Source organism: Cupriavidus sp. C3SS-1 (assembly GCF_057073755.1).
This window is the reverse complement of record NZ_CP172700.1, coordinates 1,395,338-1,417,526: the sequence shown is the minus strand read 5'-3', so window position 1 is coordinate 1,417,526 and position 22,189 is coordinate 1,395,338. Positions and strand designations below refer to the sequence as shown.

Here is a 22,189-nt window from a genome sequence, read left to right as displayed (position 1 = left end):
CCGCATTACTGGATGAGGCCGGCGGCGCGGGCTGCGGTCTCGATGCCGGCGTAGTTTTCCGCGCGGGTGGGGATGTACTTGACGGTCCGCTGCAAGGCCATGATCTCGCGCTGCTCGGGATTGGCGGGGTCAAGCCGCAGGAACGCGTCGGTCAGCTTCTTGCGCAGGGCCGGATCGAGCCCGCCGCGCACGGTCCAGTTGTAGTCGAAGTAGGGCGGCGTCACGGCAAAGACCCGGACCTTGGCCGGGTCCACCTTGTGCTGCTCCACCAGCTTGTCCCATACCGAGGCGTTGAGCACGCCCGCGTCGGCCTTGCCGGCCTGCACGAACGCCACCGTCGCGTCGTGGGCGCCCGAATAGGCGACGGTCTTGAAGTCCTTGTCCGGATTGATGCCGGCCTCCAGCAGGAAGTGCCGCGGCATCAGGTGGCCGGATGTCGAGGACGGCGCGCCGAAGGCGAAGGTGTGCCCCTTGAGGTCGGCCAGCGACTTGATCGCGCTGTTGGCGGTGATGAACTTGCTGGTGAACGCGGCATCTTCCTGGCGCTGGACGATGGGGATGGTGGCCCCCTTCGTCCGGATCTTGCTCTGGACGTAGGTGAAGCCACCCAGCCAGGCCATGTCGATCTTCCCGGTGGCCAGCGATTCGACCACCGCGGCGTAGTCCGTGACGGGCACGAACTGCACCTTCATGCCGGTTTCCTTCTCCAGGTAGTGGCCGAGCGGCGCGAACTTGCGCTGCAGTTCGGTCGGGGATTCGTCGGGGATGGCCGAGACCCGCAGAACCGACTGGGCACTGGCGAGACCGGCAAAGCCCAGCAGGGCGAGCGCGGCAAGGCGCTTAAGCAACGGCAACACGGGCATCTCCATGAGTCATCTCTCCGATCACTGCAGCGTCCGCGAAGCCTTCGCGGCGAAAGATTTCCAGGACCTCGTCCACGGCATCCGGTGCGCACGACACCAGCAAGCCGCCGCTGGTCTGGGGATCGGTCAGCAGCGCCTGATGGCTGGGCGTGACAGACGTGGACAAGTCCACCTCGCCGCCGTAGCTGGCCCAGTTGCGCCCCGAGGCGCCGGTCACCAGCCCCTCGGCGGCCATGCGTTCCACGCGCGGCAGCAAGGGAATGCGCGCCATGTCGAGCCGGGCGCCGATACCAGCGCCACGGCATAGCTCGAGCAAGTGGCCGAGCAGGCCGAAGCCCGTCACGTCGGTCAGCGCGTGGACGCCCCGGACTTCGGCCAGCAACCGGCCGGGCGTGTTGAGCCGGGTGGTGCAGGCAATCAGTTCCTGATAGCCGTCGGCATCGAGCTTGTCCTTCTTCACCGCGGCGGACAGCACGCCCACGCCCAATGGCTTGCCAAGGATCAGCTTGTCGCCCGAGCGGGCGCCGCTGTTCTTCTTGACCCGATCCGGATGCACCAGTCCCAGTACCACCAGCCCGTAGATCGGCTCAAGGGAATCGATGGTGTGGCCGCCCGCGACCGGGATGCCCGCCTGGGCGCAGACCGATTCGCCCCCTTCGAGGATCTTGCCAATGACCTCGGGCGGCAGTTTCTCGATGGGCATGCCGACCAGCGCCAGCGCCATGATCGGCGTCCCGCCCATGGCGTAGACGTCGGAGATGGCGTTGGTGGCGGCGATGCGCCCGAAGTCGTAAGGATCGTCCACCACCGGCATGAAGAAATCGGTGGTGGCGATCAGGGCCTGGCTGTCATTGAGCTTGTAGACCGCGGCGTCGTCGCTGGTTTCCTTGCCGACCAGCAGGGCTGCCGGCGCCGGGAAGCCAACCGAATTCCTGAGGATTTCAGAAAGCACGCCGGGCGCGATCTTGCATCCGCATCCGCCGCCGTGGGAGAAGGCGGTGAGCTTGATCTTGGTGTTGTCTGGCTGGGTCACTGCAGGGCTCCGGGTGATTCTGGTTTCAAGGCGTCGGCGACAAGTTTACTCACTTCCGCGCGTTCGCGGGCCGGCGCGAACAGCGGCGCCCGCTGTGCGCATTGCTGGCGCAGGCGGGTCAGGAACCCGGCATCGCGGCTGGCGCGCTCCAGCACCCGCGCCAGTTGCGCGGCGTCACCGACCGGAAAATAGCCTTCGTAGTCACGGCCGAGCATGCCGATATTGCCCGGAATACGGCTGGCCACCACCGGCACGCCGCTGGCGACGGCCTCGATGATCACGTTTGCGCCGCCTTCCATGACACTGGAGACCACCATGACGCGGGCTTGCCGGATGTGCTGGCGGGTTTGGTCATGGGGCAGGTTCCCGAGCCAGGCATAGCGACGCGGGCCGGGCCAGGCTCGGGTCTGCAGCGCCAGGGCGGCCTGCTCATACGCCTGGTCCAGCGCGCCACCGATCTGGACCAGGCGCACGCGCGAATCGTCGGGGAGCAGCGCCAGGGCGCGCATGGGCGTCAGGGGATCCTTTTCCGCCCGCATATGGCCGACCACCACGACATCGAAGTGATCCTCGCTGGGCGCGGTGGGTGTGCATGCCGGCGCGGATTGGTAGATCACCCGGCACTTGGTGCGCTGCGCGTCCGTTAACTCGGCCAACCCTTCTTGCTGCAGCACCACCAGGTGCGTGGCGAGTTCAAGCGAGCGCCGGGCACAGGCATCGGTGCGGATATCGCGGTACAGATCGGTGCCGGTCAGCACGACGATCCGCGGACGGTCGGGACAGGCCCCGGCGAAGCTGGCGATGGACTCGGCCGAGCGGCGCGCGTGCAGGGCGATCAGGCAGTCGGGCAAGGCGCCGCCGGAGCTGGCCGCCAACCATTCCGCGGCCAGTGTGACCGCATAGTCTTCCTGCAGGAACCGTGACCAGCGATGGGCGGTTTGCCAGTTGCCGTTGTTGGCTTTGCGCAGCGCCGGACTGATAATCGCGACGTTGGCCTTGGGAGGACGCATGACGACAGGTTCCGAGGGGGCGGTAGCAAGAAGGATAAACAAGTTCGGGCTCGATGCGGCGTTTGCCGGGGCGCACCGGCGCACCTGGGCCGTGCTTCAGGGCCTGTCGCCGTCGCAGTGGCAGGTTCCCTACGATGCGGGAATCAATCCGCCCTTGTGGGAATATGCCCATATCGCCTGGTTCACGGAGCGATGGGTGCTGCGCGAGCCGCGTGCAGGGCAGGACGGCCGCTGGATCGCCAGCCTCCCGTCCATGCTGCCGGACGCCGACCGCCTGTTCGATTCCATGCGGGTCGCCCACCAGGATCGATGGCATCTGGCGCTGCCCCCGCTCCCCGAGATTCGCGACTACGCTGCCGCCGTGCTGGCGCACGTTCGCGCCAGGCTGGCCGCATCGGACGATACCGACGCGGCGCTCTATTTTTACCGCCTCGCCTTGTTCCACGAAGACATGCATGCGGAGGCGCTGACCTATATGCGCCAGACGCTGGACTATCCGGTGCATGCCCCGCTGGCCATGCCTGCCATGGCGCCGGACTCGGGGCCGGTCGCCGCAGGCGGCGACGCGTTCCTGATGGGGACGCCCGATGGCGACGGCTTTGCCTTCGACAACGAGAAGTGGGCCCACCCGGTCCGCATTGCGCCTTTCCGTATCGATCGACATTGTGTGAGCAATGCCGCCTTTGCGGAATTCGTGGCCGCTGGCGGCTACCGCGACCCTCGGTGGTGGTCCGACGACGGACGCGCATGGCTGCGGCAGAGCGGCCTGACGCATCCGGTGCGCTGGCGCGAGACGGACGGCGGCACCCCGCGGCAATGGGCGCTGCGCTGGTTCGGGCAATGGGTGCCGCTGCCGCCGGAACAGCCGGTGTGTCACGTCAATGCCCACGAGGCGGAAGCCTATTGCCGCTGGGCCGGCAAGCGCTTGCCTACGGAGTCCGAATGGGAATATGCGGCCACGCATGACCTGATCCAGTGGGGCGGCGCCGTGTGGGAATGGATGGCGGATCCGTTCGCGCCCTATGCAGACTTCTCGCCCGACCCCTACCAGGAGTATTCCGCCCCCTGGTTCCACACGCATCGCTGCGTTCGTGGAGGATCGTTCGCCACGGATGCCCGCATGCAGCATCCTCGCTACCGGAATTTCTACCTGCCGCGCCGCAGCGATCTCTTTGTCGGATTCCGCTGCTGCGGTTGAGGGCGCAGGGCGGTAAGATCGTCTGAAACACGCGCCAAGGAGCATCGGATGCGGTTTCTCTGGCCACACATGCTCTGGCTGCTGGTCTCGCTTCCCCTACTGTCGGCGGCCTACCTGTACCTTATTTCGCGACGCAAGAAGTACGCGCTGGTGTACGCCAGCCTTGCGCTGCCGCGTGCCGCGCTGGGCCGCAGGCAACGGCTGCGGCGCCACATCCCGCCGCTGCTCCTGCTGGTCTCGCTGGGCGCAGCCCTGCTGGCTTGCGCCCGGCCCATGGCGGCCCTCACGCTGCCGTCCGACACCATCACGCTGGTACTGGCCATGGACGTCTCGCGCAGCATGGCGGCGACGGATGTCCCGCCCACGCGGATCGGCGCCGCCCAGCAAGCTGCCCGGGAGTTGATCGTCGGGCTGCCGGCCAGCGTGCGCCTGGGTATTGTCTCGTTTGCCGCGACGGCGATCGTCATCCTGCCGCCCACCGAGAACCGGCAGGACATGGTCGACGCGGTCGATCGCTTTCAACTGCAGCAGGGCACGGCCACAGGCAGCGGACTGATCCAGGCGCTGGCCGTGTTGTTACCCGACGATGGCATCGATCTGGAAGCGATTCTGTTCAGTGGCGAGTCGCTCGCGCCCGGCGCCGCGGGAAGATCGCTGACGGAGGCCGCCGCCGCGGATGCCGTCCGCAAGCGCGAACAGGAAGGGCGGACCACCCGGCCGGGCGCTTACCGGCACGGTGCGGTGATCCTGCTCAGCGATGGCCGCCGTACTACCGGCCCCGACCCGCTGGACGCCGCGCGCATGGCCGCCCAGCGCGGCGTGCGCGTCTTTACCGTGGGCTTCGGTGCGCCGCCGGATAGCCGTGAGGCGGCATCGGGCATGGACTTCACCATGCAGCCGGACGAAACCACCTTGCGCTCCGTCGCGATGCTCACGGAGGGCGAATACTTCGCGGCGGGGTCTGCCGCGGACCTGAAGCAGGTGTATCGCCAGTTGAGCGCGCGCTTTGTGCTGGAGCGCAAGGAAATCGAGATCAGTGCCTTGCTGGCGGCAGCTTCCGCCTTGCTGCTGGTGGTAGCGTGCGGTTTGTCGCTGCTGTGGTTCCGGCGGTGAACGGGCGGCCAGGCGCCGGGCTGCGAAAGGGGGCGGTCAATCGGCATTTACCCAATCCCGATAAATTATCGCTGCCAAATAAATGGCGATAAATGCTCCGGCCGCTATCGGTGTCGAAGACCACGCCGAGGCAAGTGACGCCCGGCAAACGCAACTGGCGGGCCGGAACGAAGGGCGCCTGAGGGAAAGGCGCAGGTAAATGTCCGGTGCCCGGCGCGCCTGCTCAGGGAACGGTTGTTGCTTGAGCATGGCCATTGCCCATTGTCAGTTTCGTCCGTTTGGCGAATGCCCGCGTGATTTTCCCTGGACACCTTTCACTTCGAGCCGCCGCGGAACTGATCCGTGACAGCGTCAATTCATGGATCGATGACTACGCGCCGAGCATGGGCGCAGCCCTCGCTTACTACACGGTGTTTTCGATTGCGCCCTTGCTGGTGATTGTCATCACCGTCGCCGGCGTCATATTTGGCGCGGATGCGGCACGTAATCAGGTGGTCGGTGAATTGACCGGCCTGATCGGCGATCAAGGGGCAGAGGCGATACAAGAGATGCTGGTGGCGGTCAGCAAGCCAGCCGCCAGTACGCTGACGGCCGTCCTCGGCGTACTGGCCCTGTTGGTTGGCGCGACGACCGTCTTTGCCGAGCTGCAGTCAGCGCTCGACCGCATCTGGCGGGTCCCGCAGCGACAGAAGACATCGGGACTGTTCTCGCTGATCCGCACGCGACTGCTTTCCTTCGGCATGATCCTGGGCATCGGGTTCCTGCTGGTGGTGTCGTTGCTGTTCAGCGCTGCCCTTTCTGCCCTGGGGAGGGAATGGGGGCCGCTGCTCGGCATCAACGAAGCGGTCGGACATGTCCTGGACAGCATCGTCAGCCTGGTTCTGCTCACCGTGGTGTTCGCGATGATCTACAAGATCATGCCGCGCACGAAGATACGATGGTTCGACGTGTGGCTCGGTGCGGCGGTGACCGCCGTGTTGTTTACGCTGGGAAAGTTTCTGATCGGCTTGTATATCGGGAAAACCGCCGTAGCCAGCGGTTATGGCGCGGCGGGGTCACTGGTGGTCCTGCTGGTGTGGGTGTATTACGCTGCGCAGATATTTCTTCTTGGGGCGGAATTTACATGGCACTTCGCGCGCCGATTCGGCTCTTTAAAGCACAGTGACCCGCGGTCGCAGGTGCCTGATCAGGATTCGGCACAGGAGGCGGGGCATGGCCTTCCCCATTAACCGGGCTGTCCGGAATGGAGCTGTTCTGGCCGTGATCCCTCGATATGCCGGATCTATGCTTATTACGACCATCGTTGGGAGGTCGCGGAAAGCAGTTCGGGCGCACATAAGAACCTGCTGCAGGGGCTCTTTTTTCCTCTTTCGCGGGCAGAGTCAGCCGACGCGGGTGACGGAACATAGCTTTTTTTAAGGCGAATACCGCTTCTCGACATAAAGAGGACGTCGTCACGGCAGAATCGCTGCTCGCCTTATGCAGACTCCACTACAGGCGCCTGAAACACCGCAAGGGCACTCGTTTGGGCATTCCAAGAGACGCATCCACGACCCCGCGGTCCACGGAAATCCCTGATCGCAATCCACTCATGCGTAATTTAATAAGGGACTATTTCTGAATACCTTTACATTCTTTTCCAGTCATTCATTAGTGGTTCTGCGAGAACATTGAAGTTTTAGTTTTGAAAAAAACACTAATATTTTTTACGTGTTTGTATATGTGGATAAGAGGTTGGTGAAGTATTTACATGCAGGATAGTCGGGTCGAATATGCGCGCACATGAAAGGCCGTATCAACTGTGATACGGAATCGACCGTCAAGCCATTCTTGACGAAAATGATTGGGACCCCGATGTTTGCACTCCGGCTGGAGACGGTTCATGGAACAAGCTCTTGCTCTTACATCAGAATCAAGAGCAAGTTGTCCTCTTTTCGTGTCGATCGGGGAACGCCTTCGCCAGTCCCGTCGTTTCATGGTCAATGTGGTGGTATTGGCCAGGAACATTTTGATGTTCCACGCGTGATACGGAACGAACCGGAAGTCGCCTATGAGCCAGGCATTCGAGAACTGGAATCGCCCGGTGGCACCCAGATTTCTGTGCATGGCACAAGCTTCGCTAACTGCCTCGGCATGCTGCCCTCCATTCTGGATATCCGCGGTTATGTAGGCGGCGCGAGTGCGGTGCATCGAAGGGCATTAAATGCATCCCATGCTCACGAACCGAAGATCAACATACCTCGGCGTAGTCGATGGAGGAGGAATCTTGTCATGCAGAAGGTTCTCGCAGTGTTTGGGACGCGTCCCGAAGCCATCAAGATGGCACCGCTCATTCACCGGCTGCAGCGTTCGCCTGACTTCGACTTGCGGGTATGCGTGACTGGCCAGCATCGGCAGCTGCTGGACCAGGTGCTTCAGCTCTTCAAGATCGTGCCGGACTTTGACCTCAACGTGATCTGCAAAAGCCAAAGCCTTTCCGACATCACCACACGCGTGCTGGCTGGCGTCCAAACGGTTCTTGAGGAATTCACGCCTGACACGATGCTGGTTCACGGAGATACCACCACGACATTGGCGGCGACGCTGGCGGCGTTCTATCGGAGCGTCCCGGTCGGCCATGTCGAGGCCGGATTGCGAACCGGCGACCTGACCGCGCCCTGGCCCGAGGAAATGAACCGGCGCGTGACGGACATCATCGCATCGTGGCATTTCGCGCCGACGCAGCAGGCGCATGACACGCTGTTGCGCGAGGGGGTCAACCCGATCCGCGTCCGGTTGACGGGCAATACAGGCATTGACGCCCTGCTCGAGGTCAAGCAGCAGATCGACGCCGATTCGCAAACGCGCGCGCGCCTGGCCGACAGCTTTCCGTTCCTGGATGAATCGCTACGGCTGGTGCTGGTGACAGGGCATCGGCGCGAAAACTTTGGCGCGCCGTTCGAGCGCTTCTGTACCGCGCTGCGCATGCTCGCCGATCGGAACAAGGACATCCAGGTCGTCTATCCGGTCCATCTGAATCCCCGGGTACGCGAGCCGGTCAATGCCATCCTGAGCCAGCATCCGCGGATTCACCTGATCGATCCGCAGGACTATCAGCCGTTCGTGTTCCTGATGTCGGCCGCTTACCTGATCGTGACGGACTCGGGCGGGATCCAGGAAGAGGCGCCGGCGCTGGGCAAGCCGGTTGTCGTGACGCGTGAGACCACGGAGCGCCCCGAAGCGGTGGTGGCCGGTACGGCGCGCCTGGTGGGAACGGATACCGACCGGATCGTCCTGGCTGTCGAATTGCTGCTGCGCGATCACGAGGTGTATTCCCGCATGTCGCGTGCCCACAATCCATTTGGAGACGGGCGTGCCAGCGAGCGAATTATCAGTGCCCTGCAACAACCCGTTAAGGCGATGTGTACCGCCGCCTTCTCTCGCTCGATGCACGCGGAGCCGGTAACGGACCCGCGCGTCATCCAGCTGGACGGCAACACCGCAACCTGGAGGAAAACATCATGAAATCTGCAGCGACCTTGGCGGCCATCCTTGTTGCTGGCGTGTGGGCCGCGGGGCCGGCGCACGCCCAATTGTCGCCGGAGGCGGCCGCGGTGATGTCCGGGCCGATTCTCTATCTTCCCGCAAGCCCGTCCGATCCGGGCGGGGTGAATGGCTACGACCACGACCGGCAGTTCGTCGGTGTCGAAGCAGACGACCATGGCACGAACCGGGCAAAGCGCGCCAGCCTGATCAAGAAGCCGCAGAAGGCGGTGGCGGGCCCGAAAGTCAACGCCGGCAATTACGCGCTGTCGATTGCCCCGGGGCAGTCCAAACGGTAATGGGCCTGTGGCGCCCGGCTTGGCACAGATGTTCGAGGACGTCCGCCGTGGCTGGATTCCGCCCTGGCATGTCCGGCCTCGGTTTCCCCTTCGCGCTTTGGAGACGAATCGTGTTCCATAAACTGCGTTTGATGTTGCTGCGACTCAGCACCGTGGTGTTCATGGTGCTGCTGGTGGCCGCCACGGGACCCGCCCGAGCCGCCACCAACCTGATTGCCATGGTGGTACCCGATAACTATTCGCCGACCGATCCGCGCATCACCGCGTGGCTCGACGCCGCACTGGAGGAGGGACTGCAGATCAAGCTGATCACCGACACGCAGGTGCTTCAGGGCGTCACGCCCGCCCAGTACCCGGGCATGATCCTGCCGGACCAGGTGCATCCCAATGCCAGCGATGCCATGGTGACGGCGATCGAGACGTATGCGAATCAAGGCGGCAATGTGATGCTCGTCTACGATTTCGGCGCGCTGACCACGACCGGCTTCTATGCGTCGCAACGCAGCCGCTTCAGCAACCTGGCTGGCGTGAACTACGTTCTCTACGACCAGTACGGCGGCAACATGATCGGTCTCGGCCCGATTACCGGGCTGAGCAGCACCTTGCGCGCCATCCAGGTTCCCCCCGGCAAGTCCATGGCCTGGACGACCACATCGTCCAGTGACCCGGTGGAAGGTGTCTCGGGCTATGTCTATGGCTTCCTGACCTATCCAAGCTACGTCACGCAGGGGGCTTACACGGGCAAGGCTTTCCTGACTTCGCCAAACTTCGGACTGGTTGCCGGGCTGCGTTCGTTCGGTTCCGGCCAGGTGCTTTTCGTCAATCTGCCGCTCACGTACCTGAAGGGACAGACCGACGGCATGCTGATGCACGGGTTCGTGCGCTACTTCGGCGAAACCATGATGGACATGCCACGGCTCTCGGCACAGCCAAAAGGCCTGGCCGGTCTGGTGCTGAACTGGCACTTCTGCGCGGGCGACCAGATCGCGCCAGCCTACCAGCTCAAGAACTGGGGCATCTTCAACAATGGCCCGTTCTCCATCGTGATCACCGCCGGACCGGACCAGATCAACTTCGGCGACGGCAAGGGGGTGAACCTTTCCAACAACACCTCGGCGAAACAACTGGTCGCTTACCTGATGAGCAAGGGGCACCATATTGGCGACCATGGCGGCTGGATCCACGACTATTACGGAGACAACGCCAGCGAGACCAACCAGTCGACGTTCCAGCAGTACCTGGTGCTAAACAAGCAGAGCGTTTCTGCCGTGACAGGGATGAATACCGTCGAGTATGCGGCGCCACAAGGCAACACGCCGCAGTGGTCGCTCAACTGGCTGGAACAGAACGGTGACACCGGCTACTACTTCGTCGGCCATACCGGTATGGCGCCCACGCGCAGCTACCGCAATGGCGCCTTGCTGAACCAGACCATTCGCGCGTTCCCGGTCGTGCCGTTCGGATCGAACGCGACGTTCGAGGAGTTCGAGGACTTCAACGTTCCGGCCTCCAGCATCAGCGCCTGGTACAGCCAGTTGACAGACTTCGTGGTGAAGAACCGCACCAGCCGGCTGATCTACATGCATCCACTCGGCGCGGTGGACTACCGGAGCGTGCTCAATGGCATCTTCTCCTATGCCAGCACCCTCAAGGGGCAGGGCGTGTTCAAGTGGTACACCATCAACGAACTCGCCGTCTTCGGGCAGCGGCGCCAGCAAACCACCTGGCAATCGACCGATATGGGCAATAGCTGGAACTTCCAGGCAAGCAACCCGGCCGGGTTGACCGACATCACCTGGGTGCTGCCGAAGATTGCCTACACGCAGCCGGTCGTGACCCAGGGTGCCGCGACCGTGACGTGGGACTCGACCAACTGGCTGGTTACGGCAGGTGCCGGCAATGCCGTGGCGTTCACCAGCGGCAAGCAATGACAGCTGGCCACGTCGCACCATCCGTTTGCCGGACGGCAATGTAACGCCGTCCGGCGATGACCCCGCACACAGTGGATCACTCATGCTTCGATCACTTGGCACTATCCTGCTGCTGGGCGCGGTGTTCTCCGCGATGGCCCATGCTTCGCCGAGCGCCGCCGAGCCGCGCGTTGCGCACGCGGTCGTCGCGAGAAGGGTGGCACCAGCCGACCTCTCGCAAAGCGACAGGGCCGAGGCAGGCCAGGTGAAGGACACAGCAGCGATGGTCGCTGTGCGACAGCCTGCGGGCAGCTACAAGGACGAGCCCGACGATACCCTCGAGCGGCCGCCTGCCCCGGTCTTTGAAGCGCCGGCGACCGGTACGAAAGCGGGTCACATCGCTGTCTCGACCATGACGGGGCTGCTGACCCTGATCATGACCCTCATCGTGCTTTACGCAGTCAGGCACTACATCTTCACGCTGAACCGGCTGTTCGGCAGGCAGCGGCATCCCTATCTCGATATCGATGTCGCGGAATGGCCGTCGTTGACCGTCATGATCGCCGCGCACAACGAGGAAGCGGTGATCGCCGGCTCCTTGCAGTGCCTGCTGCGGACGGACTATCCGGCGGACCGGCTGACGATCATGCCCGTCAATGACCGCTCGAACGACCGCACGCGCGAGATCATCGAAGAATTCGCGGCGCGGCATCCCGGCCGCATCCACCCGTTTCACCGGATCGCCGGGAAACCCGGCAAGGCTGCCGCGCTCAAGGATGCGAGCGAGACCGTCAAGACCGACATCATCGTCGTCTTCGATGCCGACTACCTGCCCCCGGTCGGCTTGCTCAAGCAACTGGTGGCCCCGTTCTTCGATCCCGAGGTCGGCGCTACCATGGGCCGGGTCGTGCCACTGAATCTCGGCAGCAACCTGCTGACGAGGTTGCTCGACATGGAGCGCTCCGGTGGTTACCAGGTGGACCAGCAGGCGCGCATGAACCTCTGGCTCGTGCCCCAGTACGGCGGTACGGTCGGCGGTGTCCGCGTGCGCGCGCTGCGCAGCGTGGGTGGCTGGCACGATGACGTGCTGGCCGAAGACACCGACCTGACGTACCGGCTGCTGCTGGGAAACTGGAAGACGATCTACCAGAACTGGGCCGAGTGCTACGAAGAAGTCCCCGAGGCGTGGCCGGTCCGCATCCGGCAGATCATGCGCTGGACCAAGGGCCATAACCAGTCGTTCTACCGTCACGTCCGCCGGGTGGCTGCATGTCCGGGGCACGGACTGCTGGAACGCCTGGATGGCGTGGCGCTGCTCGCCATCTACACCATGGCACCGGTCATGCTGCTGGGCTGGGCGCTGACGATCTTCCTGTTCTACACGAGCGGGTTCGCGCTGCATAGCACGCTCATCCTGCTCGCGCTGATGTCTTACGGCACGCTGGGCAACTTCGCGGCATTCTTCGAGATTGCAGCGGCCGTTCACCTCGACGGCGGCCGCGAACGCATCCGCTTGCTGCCATTCAACTATTTCGGATTCATCGTGAGTGCCTTCACGATCGCGAGAGCCATGTTCGACCAGGTGATCGTCGATGTCCTGTTTCAACGCAAGCTGTATTGGGACAAGACGAAACGCTACCGCCAGGGCGGCTGAAACGGAGCTGAAAAAATGTGGCCAATCCTGCTGGTCGTCCTGACCTTCCTGGCTTTCGGTCTGCCCCTGGCGCCGGCCTACGTGGAATGGCGGCGGCGCCGCGACATCTCGCCGCTGGCGATCGATGGTGAGCTGACGCTGGACGTGCGCGCCGTAGCGACCGAGTTCCGCGCCATGCTGGATGCCAATCCGGGCGATATGGCCAGGGCAGGGGCGTTGCGCGACGACGTGCTGGAAGTCGGCGTCGACTGGGTACCGACATCCTCGGAGATGGCGCGCAAGCGCTGCGATCGCGTGCTGCTGGCCCAGGGCGACCTGGAGTTGCCGGACAACTTCACCTTTACGCGCGACCTCTATGCGAAGCGCAATGTCCACAGCGGGGAATGGAACCGCCTGCGCGTGGTCGTGGCCGAAGGCGGCCTGGTCCTTCGCGAGGGCAGCGTGCTGGACCATTGGGCGCATGCGCGCTCGGCGCACGTCGCGGCGAACTGCAGCTTGATTGGTCCGTTGGCGGCCTTGCAGGGCGTTGTCGTGGAAGAGGGGTGCAAGTTCACCTCGCTGGCGGGAAGCACGATCCGTTTCGGCAATCCGGATCATCGCAAGGATGCCACCGTCAATGGCCAGCGCCGGCCTGTGCTGGAGCCCCGGGAGCGAACGGGCGCGGGACCATCCCCGCATCTCGGCCGCCGCATCATGGAGCATGACTATTATCTTCCGCCCGGCATCCGCTACGACGGAGACCTGATCGTCCACGGCAACCTGAAGATCGGAAGCGGGACGCGGATTGCGGGGAGTGTCAAGGCAACCGGTTCCATCCGGGTTGGGACGCGTGTCCGCATCGACGGCACGCTGGTGTGCGGTACCGCGCTTTATGTCGCGCCTTGCTGTGCCATCATGGGCCCCGTTGCCGCGGAAGAGTCGGCCAGCATTGCCGAGAACTGCCTGATAGGTCTCTTGTCCAGGCCCACCTCGCTGGCCGCCCCCGAGGTCTATGTCTGGAGTGGGACGACGGTGCATGGCGCGGTGAGCGCGATTGTCGGAGGAAGGGTAATGCCGGCCACCACGGCTTCGCCGAGCGACGAGCATGAATAGATTCTGCGGGCTCCTTCTCCTCTGCGCTTCCATGCTCTGCCTGGATGGCTCCGCTGCGGAACTGCGCCTGACCGGATACCAGCGGCCCGACGGCGCGATCACGACCTACTACGGTGGCGACTCGGTCGATCCGTACTTTGCCATGAAAGCGCTGCTGGTCGCGTCGGACATCGGCCTGGACGCCAACGCCGCCGCGCGCCGGTGGATCAACTGGCTGATGCCGCGACAGCTGAAGAGCGGACAGTTCGAGCGCTACTGCCTGACCCGCGGCCGCTTTGCGTCGTGCCGCCGGGCGGACGCGGACGATGCCCTGCTTGCCACCTGGATGGAGCTGCTGGTCCGGTTTTCACCGCCCGAGGGCATGCCTCCGGCGTGGAAACGGAGCTTTGACAAGGCGAGCCGCCATCTCGACAGTTTGCGAGATCCGCAACTCGGCGTTTTCCATATCGCCGCGGACCTGCCTGTTTCCCTCATGATGGACAACGTCGAGATCTACAGCGCATTCAGGGCCGTGGGCAAATACTGGGAAGACGCCGAGGACACCGAAGCTGCGCAGAAGTGGACGGTGAGGGCCGACCAGCTCGAGCAGAACATCCTGAAGGTGTTCTGGCGGCCGGGCTTTGGCTATCAGGTCAGCACCCAGGAGCGCGACAAGGTCGAATTCTATCCAGACACAGTTGCCCAGATATTTCCTATCCTTGCTGGGGTAGCGCCCGCTGACCAGCCGGCCAAGGTGCGCTACGCGGCCTGGATGGCGCAACACCGCTTTGCCTGGCTGCAGTTGCCGGAGACCGATTATCCCTGGGGCCTGGTGGCCCAGGTGGCCGACAAGATGGGGGACCAGGATGCCATCACCTGCTGGCGCGTACGCGCGACCCAGTTCCGGCACGGGACGCACTGGAACGTCCTGGAGGAGGCGCTATTCCAGGCTTTCGTAGCGCGATTGACCCCGGAGCAGGCCATCGCGCCGGTACCGGCCGGCTTGCGATGTCGGTAGCCCTCCCTTAAGACGGGCGGATTCGTAACGATCAAGCAGGGCTCCCCAGAGTTGCGCCGTAGGCATTGGGGCCATGACCACTGGAGGGTGATGACAATATGCGCCACGGAAAGCTGCGGGGAATCCATGCCGCCCACGGAAGCCGAAACTGGCTTCCCCTGCTGGGCATGCTGATGGCAGTGACTTCGACCAATGCCTTTGCCCAGGTGGAAGGCACCGGGCCGCGCACCTTCGCGCCGCTGCTGACCGGTTTTATCGAGGGGGGCCTCGGGCACGCCAATCTGACCGGCGATAACCCGAACTGGAACGACCAGTACCTCCGGGGCGGTGTAAACCTGACGCCCAACGATTACGTGACCGGCGAGATCAGCCATCAGAGTCACTTCGGCGATCAGGGTACGTTCTTTGGCCTGGGCTACACGCGGACGTTCAATGAGGACTGGTACGCCTTCCTCAGCGGCGGCACCAGTGCGGGTGGCTTCTTCCTGCCGGATTACCGGTTTGACGGGATGCTGTTTCGCAAGCTTCTGCCCAAGAAGAACCTGGTGGCGGGCCTGGGCTTTACTTACTACAAGGCCAAGGAAATCTATGACGACAAGACCTTGCTGGTGGGCCTGACCTACTACTTCGACCAGCCCTTCATCGTCCAGGTCCTCGGGCGGTTCAACCGCAGTGACCCTGGCAATGTCCGGTCCAATCGCGGTGTCATTGCGCTGACTTATGGCCGCGACAAGGATCAGTTCCTCACCTTCAAGTACGAAGGTGGCAATGAAGCGTATCAATTGACTGGCCAGCAAACCTTGCTGAATGATTTCAACAGCCAGGAGTTCACGTTAACGTGGCGCAAATGGATCACCAAGACGTGGGGGTTCAATTTGCGCGCGATCTACTATGAAAACCCGTCTTACAAGCGCAAGCAAGCGGAGGCGGGGATCTTCGTGGAGTTCTAGCCATGATGCATGCATCCACGCCACTTTCCGCCGCGCCCGACAAGGGGGAGTCCCTGGGCCGTACGGTGATCAGTGTCGCACGGCACCGATCGCTGGATCGCCTGAGTCTTTCGGCGCCGACTATAGCGGGTATCGTGCTGGTTCCATTGCTGTTCAACGCGATCGAATGGAGCCTGCACAACGATCTCAGTGCCATCTGGGCCGGCGTCTTCGCCTTCTGGCTCGATAAGCTCGAGATCCAGGGTGCCGTCACGGAGCGCCTGACCAGCGTGGCAGGGCTCGACTTGTCGCTGCCACACCTCGACGTGGTGGCCGGGCTGCCTGACGCGGTGACGTGGCGCATGTCGGCGGCGCTGACGGTCCTTGGCGGCCTGCTTGCCTTGCGCATGCCTGACCGGATGCTGCCGCTGCGCTATTTCCTGCTGTTCGGCATCCTGATCCAGTTCACGGCGCTCGCCTTCTTTGCCTTCATGCCAGAGAAGTTTCCCTACACCGTGGGCAGCTTTATCGACAACGGGATGAAGGCCGCGGTCGGCTTCCTGGTAGTCCTGCCCTGGGCGCATGCGCTGGTCTACTACATCTTCGATTATTCATGGGCGAAGAAGATTGCCCTGACCGTTATCACGCTGGTCTTTGTGGCTGTCGCGGTCCCATTGCAGCTGATGCTGCATGTCTACATCGTGCAGAAGTTCTCGATGTTGTGGCTGCCCGTGTTGTCGTTCCTGTTTGGTCCGACACTTGTCATCTTTTCCTGTATCGCGTTGTACGGGTGGGGGATGAGCTGGCAGCGACTAAGGGGACGATAGGGACAGGCAGTGGAAGCGGGGCAGGGTGCATGGCGGCGGGCACCCGCGGCATCGAAGTGCGTGTCTCGCGTCGCAGGGAGCACCCGTCATGTGTGGCATCGTCGGCGCGATCTCGTCGCGCAATATCGTCCCGGTCCTGGTGGAAGGCCTGCGCCGGCTGGAGTACCGCGGCTACGATTCTTGCGGCCTGGCCGTAGTGCTCGAAGGCGCGCTCCAGCGCGCCCGCACCGTATTGCGCGTGGCGGAGCTGGATGCGCAGAGTCAGGCCTCGGGGCTGGTCGGGCAAGTCGGCGTGGCGCATACCCGCTGGGCCACGCACGGCAAGCCTGACACCGTCAACGCCCACCCGCACATATCGTGCGGGACCATTGCGCTGGTGCACAACGGCATCATCGAGAACTACGAGTCCTTGCGCGAAGAGTTGCGCGCAGCGGGCTACGGATTTGAATCGCAGACCGACACGGAAGTGGTGGCGCACCTGGTCCACCAGGCCTACACGTGTCCGGACAACCCCACGCGCGGCGACCTGTTTGCATCGGTGCGCGCGATCACCCGGCGCCTGCACGGCGCCTACGCCATTGCGGTGGTCTCGAAGGACCAGCCTGACCGCCTGGTCGGCGCGCGGTCGGGCTCGCCACTGGTGGTGGCGCTCGGCGAGAACGAGGCCTTCCTCGCGTCAGATGCCATGGCAGTTGCCGGTACCGCCAACCGCGTGATCTACCTGGAAGAGGGCGATGTCATGGAACTCACGCTCGACGGCGTGAAGGTTCATGATGCGGCCGACCACGCCGTCGAGCGCGAAGTGCGCGAGGTGAGGGCGAGCGCCACGGCGGTGGAGCTTGGGGCATACCGCCATTTCATGCAGAAAGAGATCTTCGAGCAGCCACGCGCGCTCGGCGATACGATCCATGGCGTCGAGGCCATCCACCCGGAGCTGTTCGGTGACTGTGCGGCGCAGGCGTTCGCGCGGATCGACAGCGTGCTGGTGCTGGCCTGCGGCACGAGCTACTACTCGGGCTGCACCGCCAAGTACTGGCTGGAATCGATCGCCCGGATCCCGACCCAGGTGGAAGTGGCCAGCGAGTATCGCTATCGCCAGACCGTGCCCAATCCGAACGCCCTGGTAGTGGTGATCTCCCAATCCGGCGAGACCGCCGATACGCTGGCCGCATTGCGCCACGCCCGGGAGCTGGGGCACGCGCACACGCTTGCGGTCTGCAACGTGGCGACCAGCGCGATGGTGCGCGAGACCGCGATGCGCTTCCTGACGCGGGCCGGCGTCGAGATAGGCGTGGCTTCGACCAAGGCGTTCACGACGCAGCTCGCCGCACTGTACATCCTGACGCTGGCACTGGCGAAGGCGCGCGGGCTGCTCGACGAAGCAGCGGAAGCGTCCGCACTGGCCAACCTGCGCCGCCTGCCGGCCGCGCTGGGCGGCGTGCTGGCGCTGGAGCCTCAGATCATCGCCTGGGCCGAGGACTTTGCAAGGCGAGAGAACGCGCTGTTCCTGGGCCGGGGCCTGCACTATCCGATCGCCCTGGAAGGCGCGCTCAAGCTCAAGGAAATTTCGTATATCCATGCCGAGGCCTATCCGGCGGGAGAACTGAAGCATGGCCCGCTGGCGCTGGTCACCGAGGCGATGCCGGTGGTCACCGTAGCGCCGAACGACGCGCTGCTTGAAAAGCTCAAGTCGAACATGCAGGAAGTGCGCGCGCGCGGCGGCCGCCTCTATGTGTTTGCGGACAGCGACTCGGGGATCGGCTCGGGCGACGGTATCCACGTCATCCGGCTGCCCGAGCACGGTGGCGAGCTGTCACCGATCCTGCACGCGGTGCCGATGCAGCTGCTCGCCTACCACACCGCCTGCATCCGCGGCACCGATGTCGACAAGCCGCGTAACCTGGCGAAATCGGTGACGGTGGAGTGATTGGGGGTGGATAAAAGAGGGTTCGTTCTTCGGCGAATTGCAGGGTGTCGGTCTTGGCAGATGCCGCTGTTTCGCCGGCGTAGCCGGCGACCGCCACCGCTATCGCATCATCGCCTTCGGCTGCTGCGCGGCTCACAAGTCGGCAGGCGCGAGGACATCAACGGCGCAAATGCTGGTGCTTCCGTTTCTGACATCAACTTTGAACAAAAAAGGCGGACCGACGCCGGGGAAACGCCGGTCCGGGCTGGGTCGACAAGCAAAAGTCCGCACAATTGCCGTAACCCAGATTCAAGCGATTGTTTGGCCTTATTCGGCTTTCGCTAAATGTAATGCCCCGTGCCCGGCAAGCCATGCTTTGATGGACACAAAACGTTCGTCATCGAACAGAGCATGGCGGCTCCTCATCATTGCGCCGCCGGCGAATCAGCAGATCCGGGAGCAAGTCGGATAAGGCGGGCGAGTACACCTCAGCCTCAGCGGGGCCTGCATGTCGGCGGCGGCGCTGGCGATCGCCGGGGTCAAGCGAAAATGGCCCGCTTTATCGGCGCGTCTTGTATTGAGGGAGGCTTCCGGTGCCAGGGCCGAAAGAGCCTGCGTCGGTCCGGGGAGGAAGCGGGCACATCAACAGGGCGGATGGCCTGCGTCTAGCACTCGGGCATGCCTGAATAATATTCGCCTGGATTAGCGGGGCGTTCGTTCAGAACGTATTCATTCTGAACGCCGACCTCGCCCCACCGGCATAGCAGGCAGCACTAAGTGGTCTGGCCAGGCTGCTCGTCATCGATCGATGCCTCGAGCAAGTGCCCATATGCATCGATTTCCTTTTGCGTTCGCGCCTGGCTTTCCGCGATCTTCCCGGGCGTCACTTCGCCTTCGATAAATTCGACCGACACCCGTTTCACGCGCGGGTCCTTGTCGACGATCCCTTGCAAGACCTTGTCGAACAGCTTTTCTCCGGCACGCAGGCCCAGTGGCTGCGGCACCAGCACCTTGACCAGCAGGATCTCGTTGTCACCAGTTCCTTGCGCCGCCTCAGCGAGTGCGGATCTCAGGTAGCTTTTCAGTTTCAGGACACTCAGGTCACCGGGTATCCCGATATGCGATACCCGAATCGATTTCTTGGCCATGCCGGTTGCTAACGCGTATTGTCGAAGAGCGGAATATACCGCACGGCCGCGCAGTGCAGGTCCCTGCTTGAGCAGCTTGCCAAAGCGCCAAGGCAGCGCCGTGCCGGGTCCGCGCAATGTTCGGTAGGCCACATCGCGGGTCCCCGCGCGGTTCCGTCCTTCCCTATCCTCATTGCTGATGAGTCCGGCCCCTGTCCACCGTGTCGTCGAGGGTGAGCGCAGGCCATCGGGCCACGCCATCGGGAAGATGGGCTGATCGATGTCGCCATATTTCCCGGCAATGCCGGTATCTGTGCACTGGCTTGCCTGACACGTGCCGTCACGCAGACCGATCCCCGTCCACGCCATAACAAGACTCAATGCTCGAACAACCCGCGTCGACGCGAGACCAGGGTCCCGTGCCGCGCAAGGCTGGAGAGGAAAGGTGATGGCCGCACAGACGGATGGGCAGGCGTCGACAAATGCTCTGGGACTCGGTCCCCGCTTTGCACTGGAAAGGCCAGCACTATCGGTCCGGATCCTGGTGGTCGCCTATATACTCAGCGGCATCATCTACTTCATCTGGCGTAGCGGGACCTTCAACCCGGAAGCGATGGGGTTGTCGCTGGCCCTGTACGCCGCCGAGCTGTTCGGCTTCGTGAACGGCCTGTGCTACGTGATGATGACCTTCCGGATGAGCGACCGGGAGGCGCCGCCGGCGCTGAGCGGCGTCAGCGTCGATGTCTTCGTGCCGACCTACGACGAGTCCGCCGAGCTCGTGCGCAGGACGCTGCTGGCCGCCAAGAACATCCAGTACCCCCATGTGACGTGGCTGCTCGATGACGGCAATCGGGACGAAATGCGCAAGCTGGCGGCGCAACTCGACTGCAAGTATCTCTCGCGCGGCATGAATGCAAACGGCAAGGCCGGCAACCTCAATCACGCATTGCTGTACAGCGGCGGCGAATTTGTCGCTATCTTCGATACCGACCACGCCCCGCGCAAGGACTTCCTGTCCAAGACGCTCGGATACTTCTCCGATCCGGAGGTGGCGTTCGTGCAGACGCCGCAGGACTTCTACAACGTCGACGCCTTCAGCCATCGTGTTGCCGGCGAGGCGGTCTGGAGCGAGCAGTCGGTGTTCTACAAGGTGATCCAGCGCGGCAAGGACACCTGGAACGCCAGCTTCCTCTGCGGCAGCTGCGTGCTGCTGCGCAGGTCCGCGCTCGAAGCCGTCGGCGGCTTTGCGGTCGACACGGTGACCGAGGATATCCATACGTCGATCCGGCTCCACAAGAAGGGGTTCCGCTCGGTCTACCACGCCGAATCGCTCGCCTATGGCCTGGCGCCCCACAACATCGATACCTACCTGAGCCAGCGCATACGCTGGGGCACGGGCGCCATGCAGGTGCTGCGGCGCGAGGGCGTGGTCTTCAGCCGCGGCCTGAGCCTTGGGCAGCGGCTGAATTACCTGGCGTCCATGCTGATCTATTTCGAGGGCTGGCAGAAGCTGGTCTTCTTCCTGACGCCGCCGGCGGTGCTGGGCTTCGGCATGCTGCCGATCATCGGCTCGACGTGGACCTTCTTCGCGATCTTCTCGGTCTACTACCTGGCTTCCCTGCTGGTCTTCCTGGAGCTGGGCAGGGGCTATGTCTCCTTCCTGCTCAACGAGCAATACGGCATGGCGCGCTTTTTCGCGTTCATGCTGACGATCACGGGCCTGTTCCGCAGGCGGGTGTCGTTCGCCGTGACCTGCAAGGACTTCAACAAGCGCGGCAGGACCTGGCTGTGGCTGGCCCCGTCGCTCGGCGTCGGCGTGCTGAACGCCGCCTGCATTCCGGCTGGCATTGCCCGCATGGTGCAGGACGAGATTCCGCTGGGCGCGGGGATCATCTCGATTTTCTGGGCGAGCGTGACGGTCTGGACAGCGATCCTGCTGGCGCGCTTCAGTCTGCGGGTCGGCCGGCGGGCCGGCGGGGATTACCGCTTTCCGCTGCGCATTCCGCTGACGCTGACCATGCAGAACCAGTCGTTCTTCGGCCTGACCGTGGACCTGTCGGCAAGCAGCGCGCTCTACCGTGGCGAAGTCGTGCCGGCACTGCCGCGCGAGGCCAAGGTCGATGTGGAGGTGCACCTCCCCAATGCCGTGGTCCGCTGTGATGCGGCGGCCACCTTCACGTCCCGGCAAGGCGTCTCGGGTCAGGAGGATTGCCTGATCGAGCTGCACCTGCAGTGGGCGTCCCCCGAGGCGCGACGGATGCTTGACACGTTCCTGTTCGGCAGCGGCCTCCAGTTCGAAATGGGCCGGCTGCGCGAACGGCAGGCGCCGCCACTGGCGCGGCTGGCGAGCGCGCTGCGGCGCGATGCCAGCCTGCCGGCCAACGACGAGATCTGGGAGCCCGGCCTGCTGTCGCAGCAAGGCAGCAATGCCGCCTCGCCGATTGCCGTGGCCTACGCGAAGGGCGAGGCCGGGCATGCGCTGTCGATGATCGCGAGCAGCATGGCCTTCGACGTGCGCGCCGATACAGTGCTGCGCCAGCGCATCGCCGGGCGGCAGTCCGAGCAGCACATCAGCCTGAGTCCGGCGGGAATGCTGGAGACCCCGACCGGCGCGATCCATCTCTACAACGCCGCGCCCGCCACGCTGGCGCGGGAACCACAGCAACCACGGCAACAATAGGACCGTTCCAGGGGGGCTGGTGTGGTGCT

17 protein-coding genes are annotated in these 22,189 nt (G+C 63.7%); 13 read left to right on the top strand and 4 right to left on the bottom strand.

Annotated features, from left to right (window positions below; translation table 11 throughout):
- Positions 1–5 precede the first annotated feature (5 nt).
- Genes ACIGJC_RS22555 through senB form a run of 3 tightly spaced genes read right to left on the bottom strand, consistent with a single transcriptional unit; the run spans position 6 to position 2,906 of the window.
- Positions 6–869 carry a putative selenate ABC transporter substrate-binding protein gene (locus ACIGJC_RS22555; protein ID WP_483711638.1) on the bottom strand — a complete coding sequence of 288 codons (864 nt, stop codon included), beginning with the start codon at positions 867–869 and terminating at the stop codon, positions 6–8.
- Positions 841–1,896, bottom strand: a complete 1,056-nt coding sequence (gene selD, locus ACIGJC_RS22550) for a selenide, water dikinase SelD (protein WP_483711637.1) — start codon at positions 1,894–1,896, stop codon at positions 841–843. Before selD ends, ACIGJC_RS22555 begins: the two co-directional genes overlap by 29 nt.
- Positions 1,893–2,906: a selenoneine biosynthesis selenosugar synthase SenB gene (gene senB, locus ACIGJC_RS22545; protein WP_483711636.1), complete on the bottom strand. Its 1,014-nt coding sequence runs from the start codon at positions 2,904–2,906 to the stop codon at positions 1,893–1,895. The genes selD and senB overlap by 4 nt, the downstream gene beginning before the upstream one ends.
- On the opposite strand from senB, the gene senA reads away from it, so the two are divergent.
- From senA to glmS, 12 genes are all read left to right on the top strand, one after another.
- A complete protein-coding gene (gene senA, locus ACIGJC_RS22540; protein WP_483711635.1) occupies positions 2,905–4,104 on the top strand; it encodes a selenoneine synthase SenA in 1,200 nt (399 codons plus the stop codon). The genes senB and senA overlap by 2 nt on opposite strands.
- 48 nt (positions 4,105–4,152) lie before the next feature.
- On the top strand, positions 4,153–5,217 hold the full coding sequence (locus tag ACIGJC_RS22535) for a VWA domain-containing protein (protein WP_483711634.1): 1,065 nt from the start codon (positions 4,153–4,155) through the stop codon (positions 5,215–5,217).
- A gap of 254 nt (positions 5,218–5,471) precedes the next feature.
- Entirely contained in the window at positions 5,472–6,446 is a 975-nt protein-coding gene (locus ACIGJC_RS22530) for a YihY/virulence factor BrkB family protein (protein WP_483711633.1), read from the top strand.
- A gap of 1,042 nt (positions 6,447–7,488) precedes the next feature.
- A complete protein-coding gene (gene wecB, locus ACIGJC_RS22525; protein ID WP_483714513.1) occupies positions 7,489–8,721 on the top strand; it encodes a non-hydrolyzing UDP-N-acetylglucosamine 2-epimerase in 1,233 nt (410 codons plus the stop codon).
- Positions 8,718–9,038 (top strand): hypothetical protein, encoded by a 321-nt coding sequence (locus ACIGJC_RS22520; RefSeq protein WP_483711632.1) that lies wholly within the window; start codon positions 8,718–8,720, stop codon positions 9,036–9,038. Before wecB ends, ACIGJC_RS22520 begins: the two co-directional genes overlap by 4 nt.
- Positions 9,039–9,199: 161 nt before the next feature.
- A complete protein-coding gene (locus ACIGJC_RS22515) occupies positions 9,200–10,969 on the top strand; it encodes a polysaccharide deacetylase family protein (RefSeq protein WP_483714512.1) in 1,770 nt (589 codons plus the stop codon).
- A gap of 82 nt (positions 10,970–11,051) precedes the next feature.
- Positions 11,052–12,602: a glycosyltransferase family 2 protein gene (locus tag ACIGJC_RS22510; RefSeq protein ID WP_483711631.1), complete on the top strand. Its 1,551-nt coding sequence runs from the start codon at positions 11,052–11,054 to the stop codon at positions 12,600–12,602.
- 15 nt (positions 12,603–12,617) lie between these two features.
- The gene (locus ACIGJC_RS22505) at positions 12,618–13,694 is read left to right on the top strand and encodes a bactofilin family protein (RefSeq protein WP_483711630.1); all 1,077 of its coding nucleotides are present in this window, start codon (positions 12,618–12,620) and stop codon (positions 13,692–13,694) included.
- A 31-nt stretch (positions 13,695–13,725) separates the two neighbouring features.
- Entirely contained in the window at positions 13,726–14,691 is a 966-nt protein-coding gene (locus ACIGJC_RS22500) for a hypothetical protein (RefSeq protein WP_483711629.1), read from the top strand.
- Positions 14,692–14,789: 98 nt separating this feature from the next.
- Complete coding sequence (locus ACIGJC_RS22495) at positions 14,790–15,641, top strand: YaiO family outer membrane beta-barrel protein (RefSeq protein ID WP_483711628.1); 852 nt, start codon at positions 14,790–14,792, stop codon at positions 15,639–15,641.
- A gap of 2 nt (positions 15,642–15,643) precedes the next feature.
- On the top strand, positions 15,644–16,447 hold the full coding sequence (locus tag ACIGJC_RS22490) for a hypothetical protein (protein WP_483711627.1): 804 nt from the start codon (positions 15,644–15,646) through the stop codon (positions 16,445–16,447).
- 88 nt (positions 16,448–16,535) lie between these two features.
- Positions 16,536–18,374: a glutamine--fructose-6-phosphate transaminase (isomerizing) gene (glmS, locus tag ACIGJC_RS22485; protein ID WP_483711626.1), complete on the top strand. Its 1,839-nt coding sequence runs from the start codon at positions 16,536–16,538 to the stop codon at positions 18,372–18,374.
- Positions 18,375–19,126: 752 nt separating this feature from the next.
- On the opposite strand, the gene ACIGJC_RS22480 is transcribed toward glmS, so the two are convergent.
- Complete coding sequence (locus ACIGJC_RS22480; protein ID WP_483711625.1) at positions 19,127–19,849, bottom strand: hypothetical protein; 723 nt, start codon at positions 19,847–19,849, stop codon at positions 19,127–19,129.
- A gap of 79 nt (positions 19,850–19,928) precedes the next feature.
- On the opposite strand from ACIGJC_RS22480, the gene ACIGJC_RS22475 reads away from it, so the two are divergent.
- Entirely contained in the window at positions 19,929–22,160 is a 2,232-nt protein-coding gene (locus ACIGJC_RS22475; protein ID WP_483711624.1) for a glycosyltransferase, read from the top strand.
- Positions 22,161–22,189: the final 29 nt, after the last annotated feature.

Bases quoted from the DNA above. Each gene is read 5' to 3' on its own strand.
- ACIGJC_RS22535 (WP_483711634.1), top strand. From the start codon at position 4,153: ATGCGGTTTCTCTGGCCACACATGCTCTGGCTGCTGGTCTCGCTTCCC.
- ACIGJC_RS22520 (WP_483711632.1), top strand. From the start codon at position 8,718: ATGAAATCTGCAGCGACCTTGGCGGCCATCCTTGTTGCTGGCGTGTGG.
- ACIGJC_RS22555 (WP_483711638.1), bottom strand. From the start codon at position 869: ATGGAGATGCCCGTGTTGCCGTTGCTTAAGCGCCTTGCCGCGCTCGCC.
- ACIGJC_RS22480 (WP_483711625.1), bottom strand. From the start codon at position 19,849: ATGGCGTGGACGGGGATCGGTCTGCGTGACGGCACGTGTCAGGCAAGC.
- senA (WP_483711635.1), top strand. From the start codon at position 2,905: ATGACGACAGGTTCCGAGGGGGCGGTAGCAAGAAGGATAAACAAGTTC.
- ACIGJC_RS22490 (WP_483711627.1), top strand. From the start codon at position 15,644: ATGATGCATGCATCCACGCCACTTTCCGCCGCGCCCGACAAGGGGGAG.
- ACIGJC_RS22495 (WP_483711628.1), top strand. From the start codon at position 14,790: ATGCGCCACGGAAAGCTGCGGGGAATCCATGCCGCCCACGGAAGCCGA.
- senB (WP_483711636.1), bottom strand. From the start codon at position 2,906: ATGCGTCCTCCCAAGGCCAACGTCGCGATTATCAGTCCGGCGCTGCGC.
- ACIGJC_RS22475 (WP_483711624.1), top strand. From the start codon at position 19,929: ATGGCCGCACAGACGGATGGGCAGGCGTCGACAAATGCTCTGGGACTC.
- ACIGJC_RS22505 (WP_483711630.1), top strand. From the start codon at position 12,618: ATGTGGCCAATCCTGCTGGTCGTCCTGACCTTCCTGGCTTTCGGTCTG.
- ACIGJC_RS22515 (WP_483714512.1), top strand. From the start codon at position 9,200: ATGGTGCTGCTGGTGGCCGCCACGGGACCCGCCCGAGCCGCCACCAAC.
- ACIGJC_RS22500 (WP_483711629.1), top strand. From the start codon at position 13,726: ATGCTCTGCCTGGATGGCTCCGCTGCGGAACTGCGCCTGACCGGATAC.
- glmS (WP_483711626.1), top strand. From the start codon at position 16,536: ATGTGTGGCATCGTCGGCGCGATCTCGTCGCGCAATATCGTCCCGGTC.
- wecB (WP_483714513.1), top strand. From the start codon at position 7,489: ATGCAGAAGGTTCTCGCAGTGTTTGGGACGCGTCCCGAAGCCATCAAG.
- ACIGJC_RS22510 (WP_483711631.1), top strand. From the start codon at position 11,052: ATGCTTCGATCACTTGGCACTATCCTGCTGCTGGGCGCGGTGTTCTCC.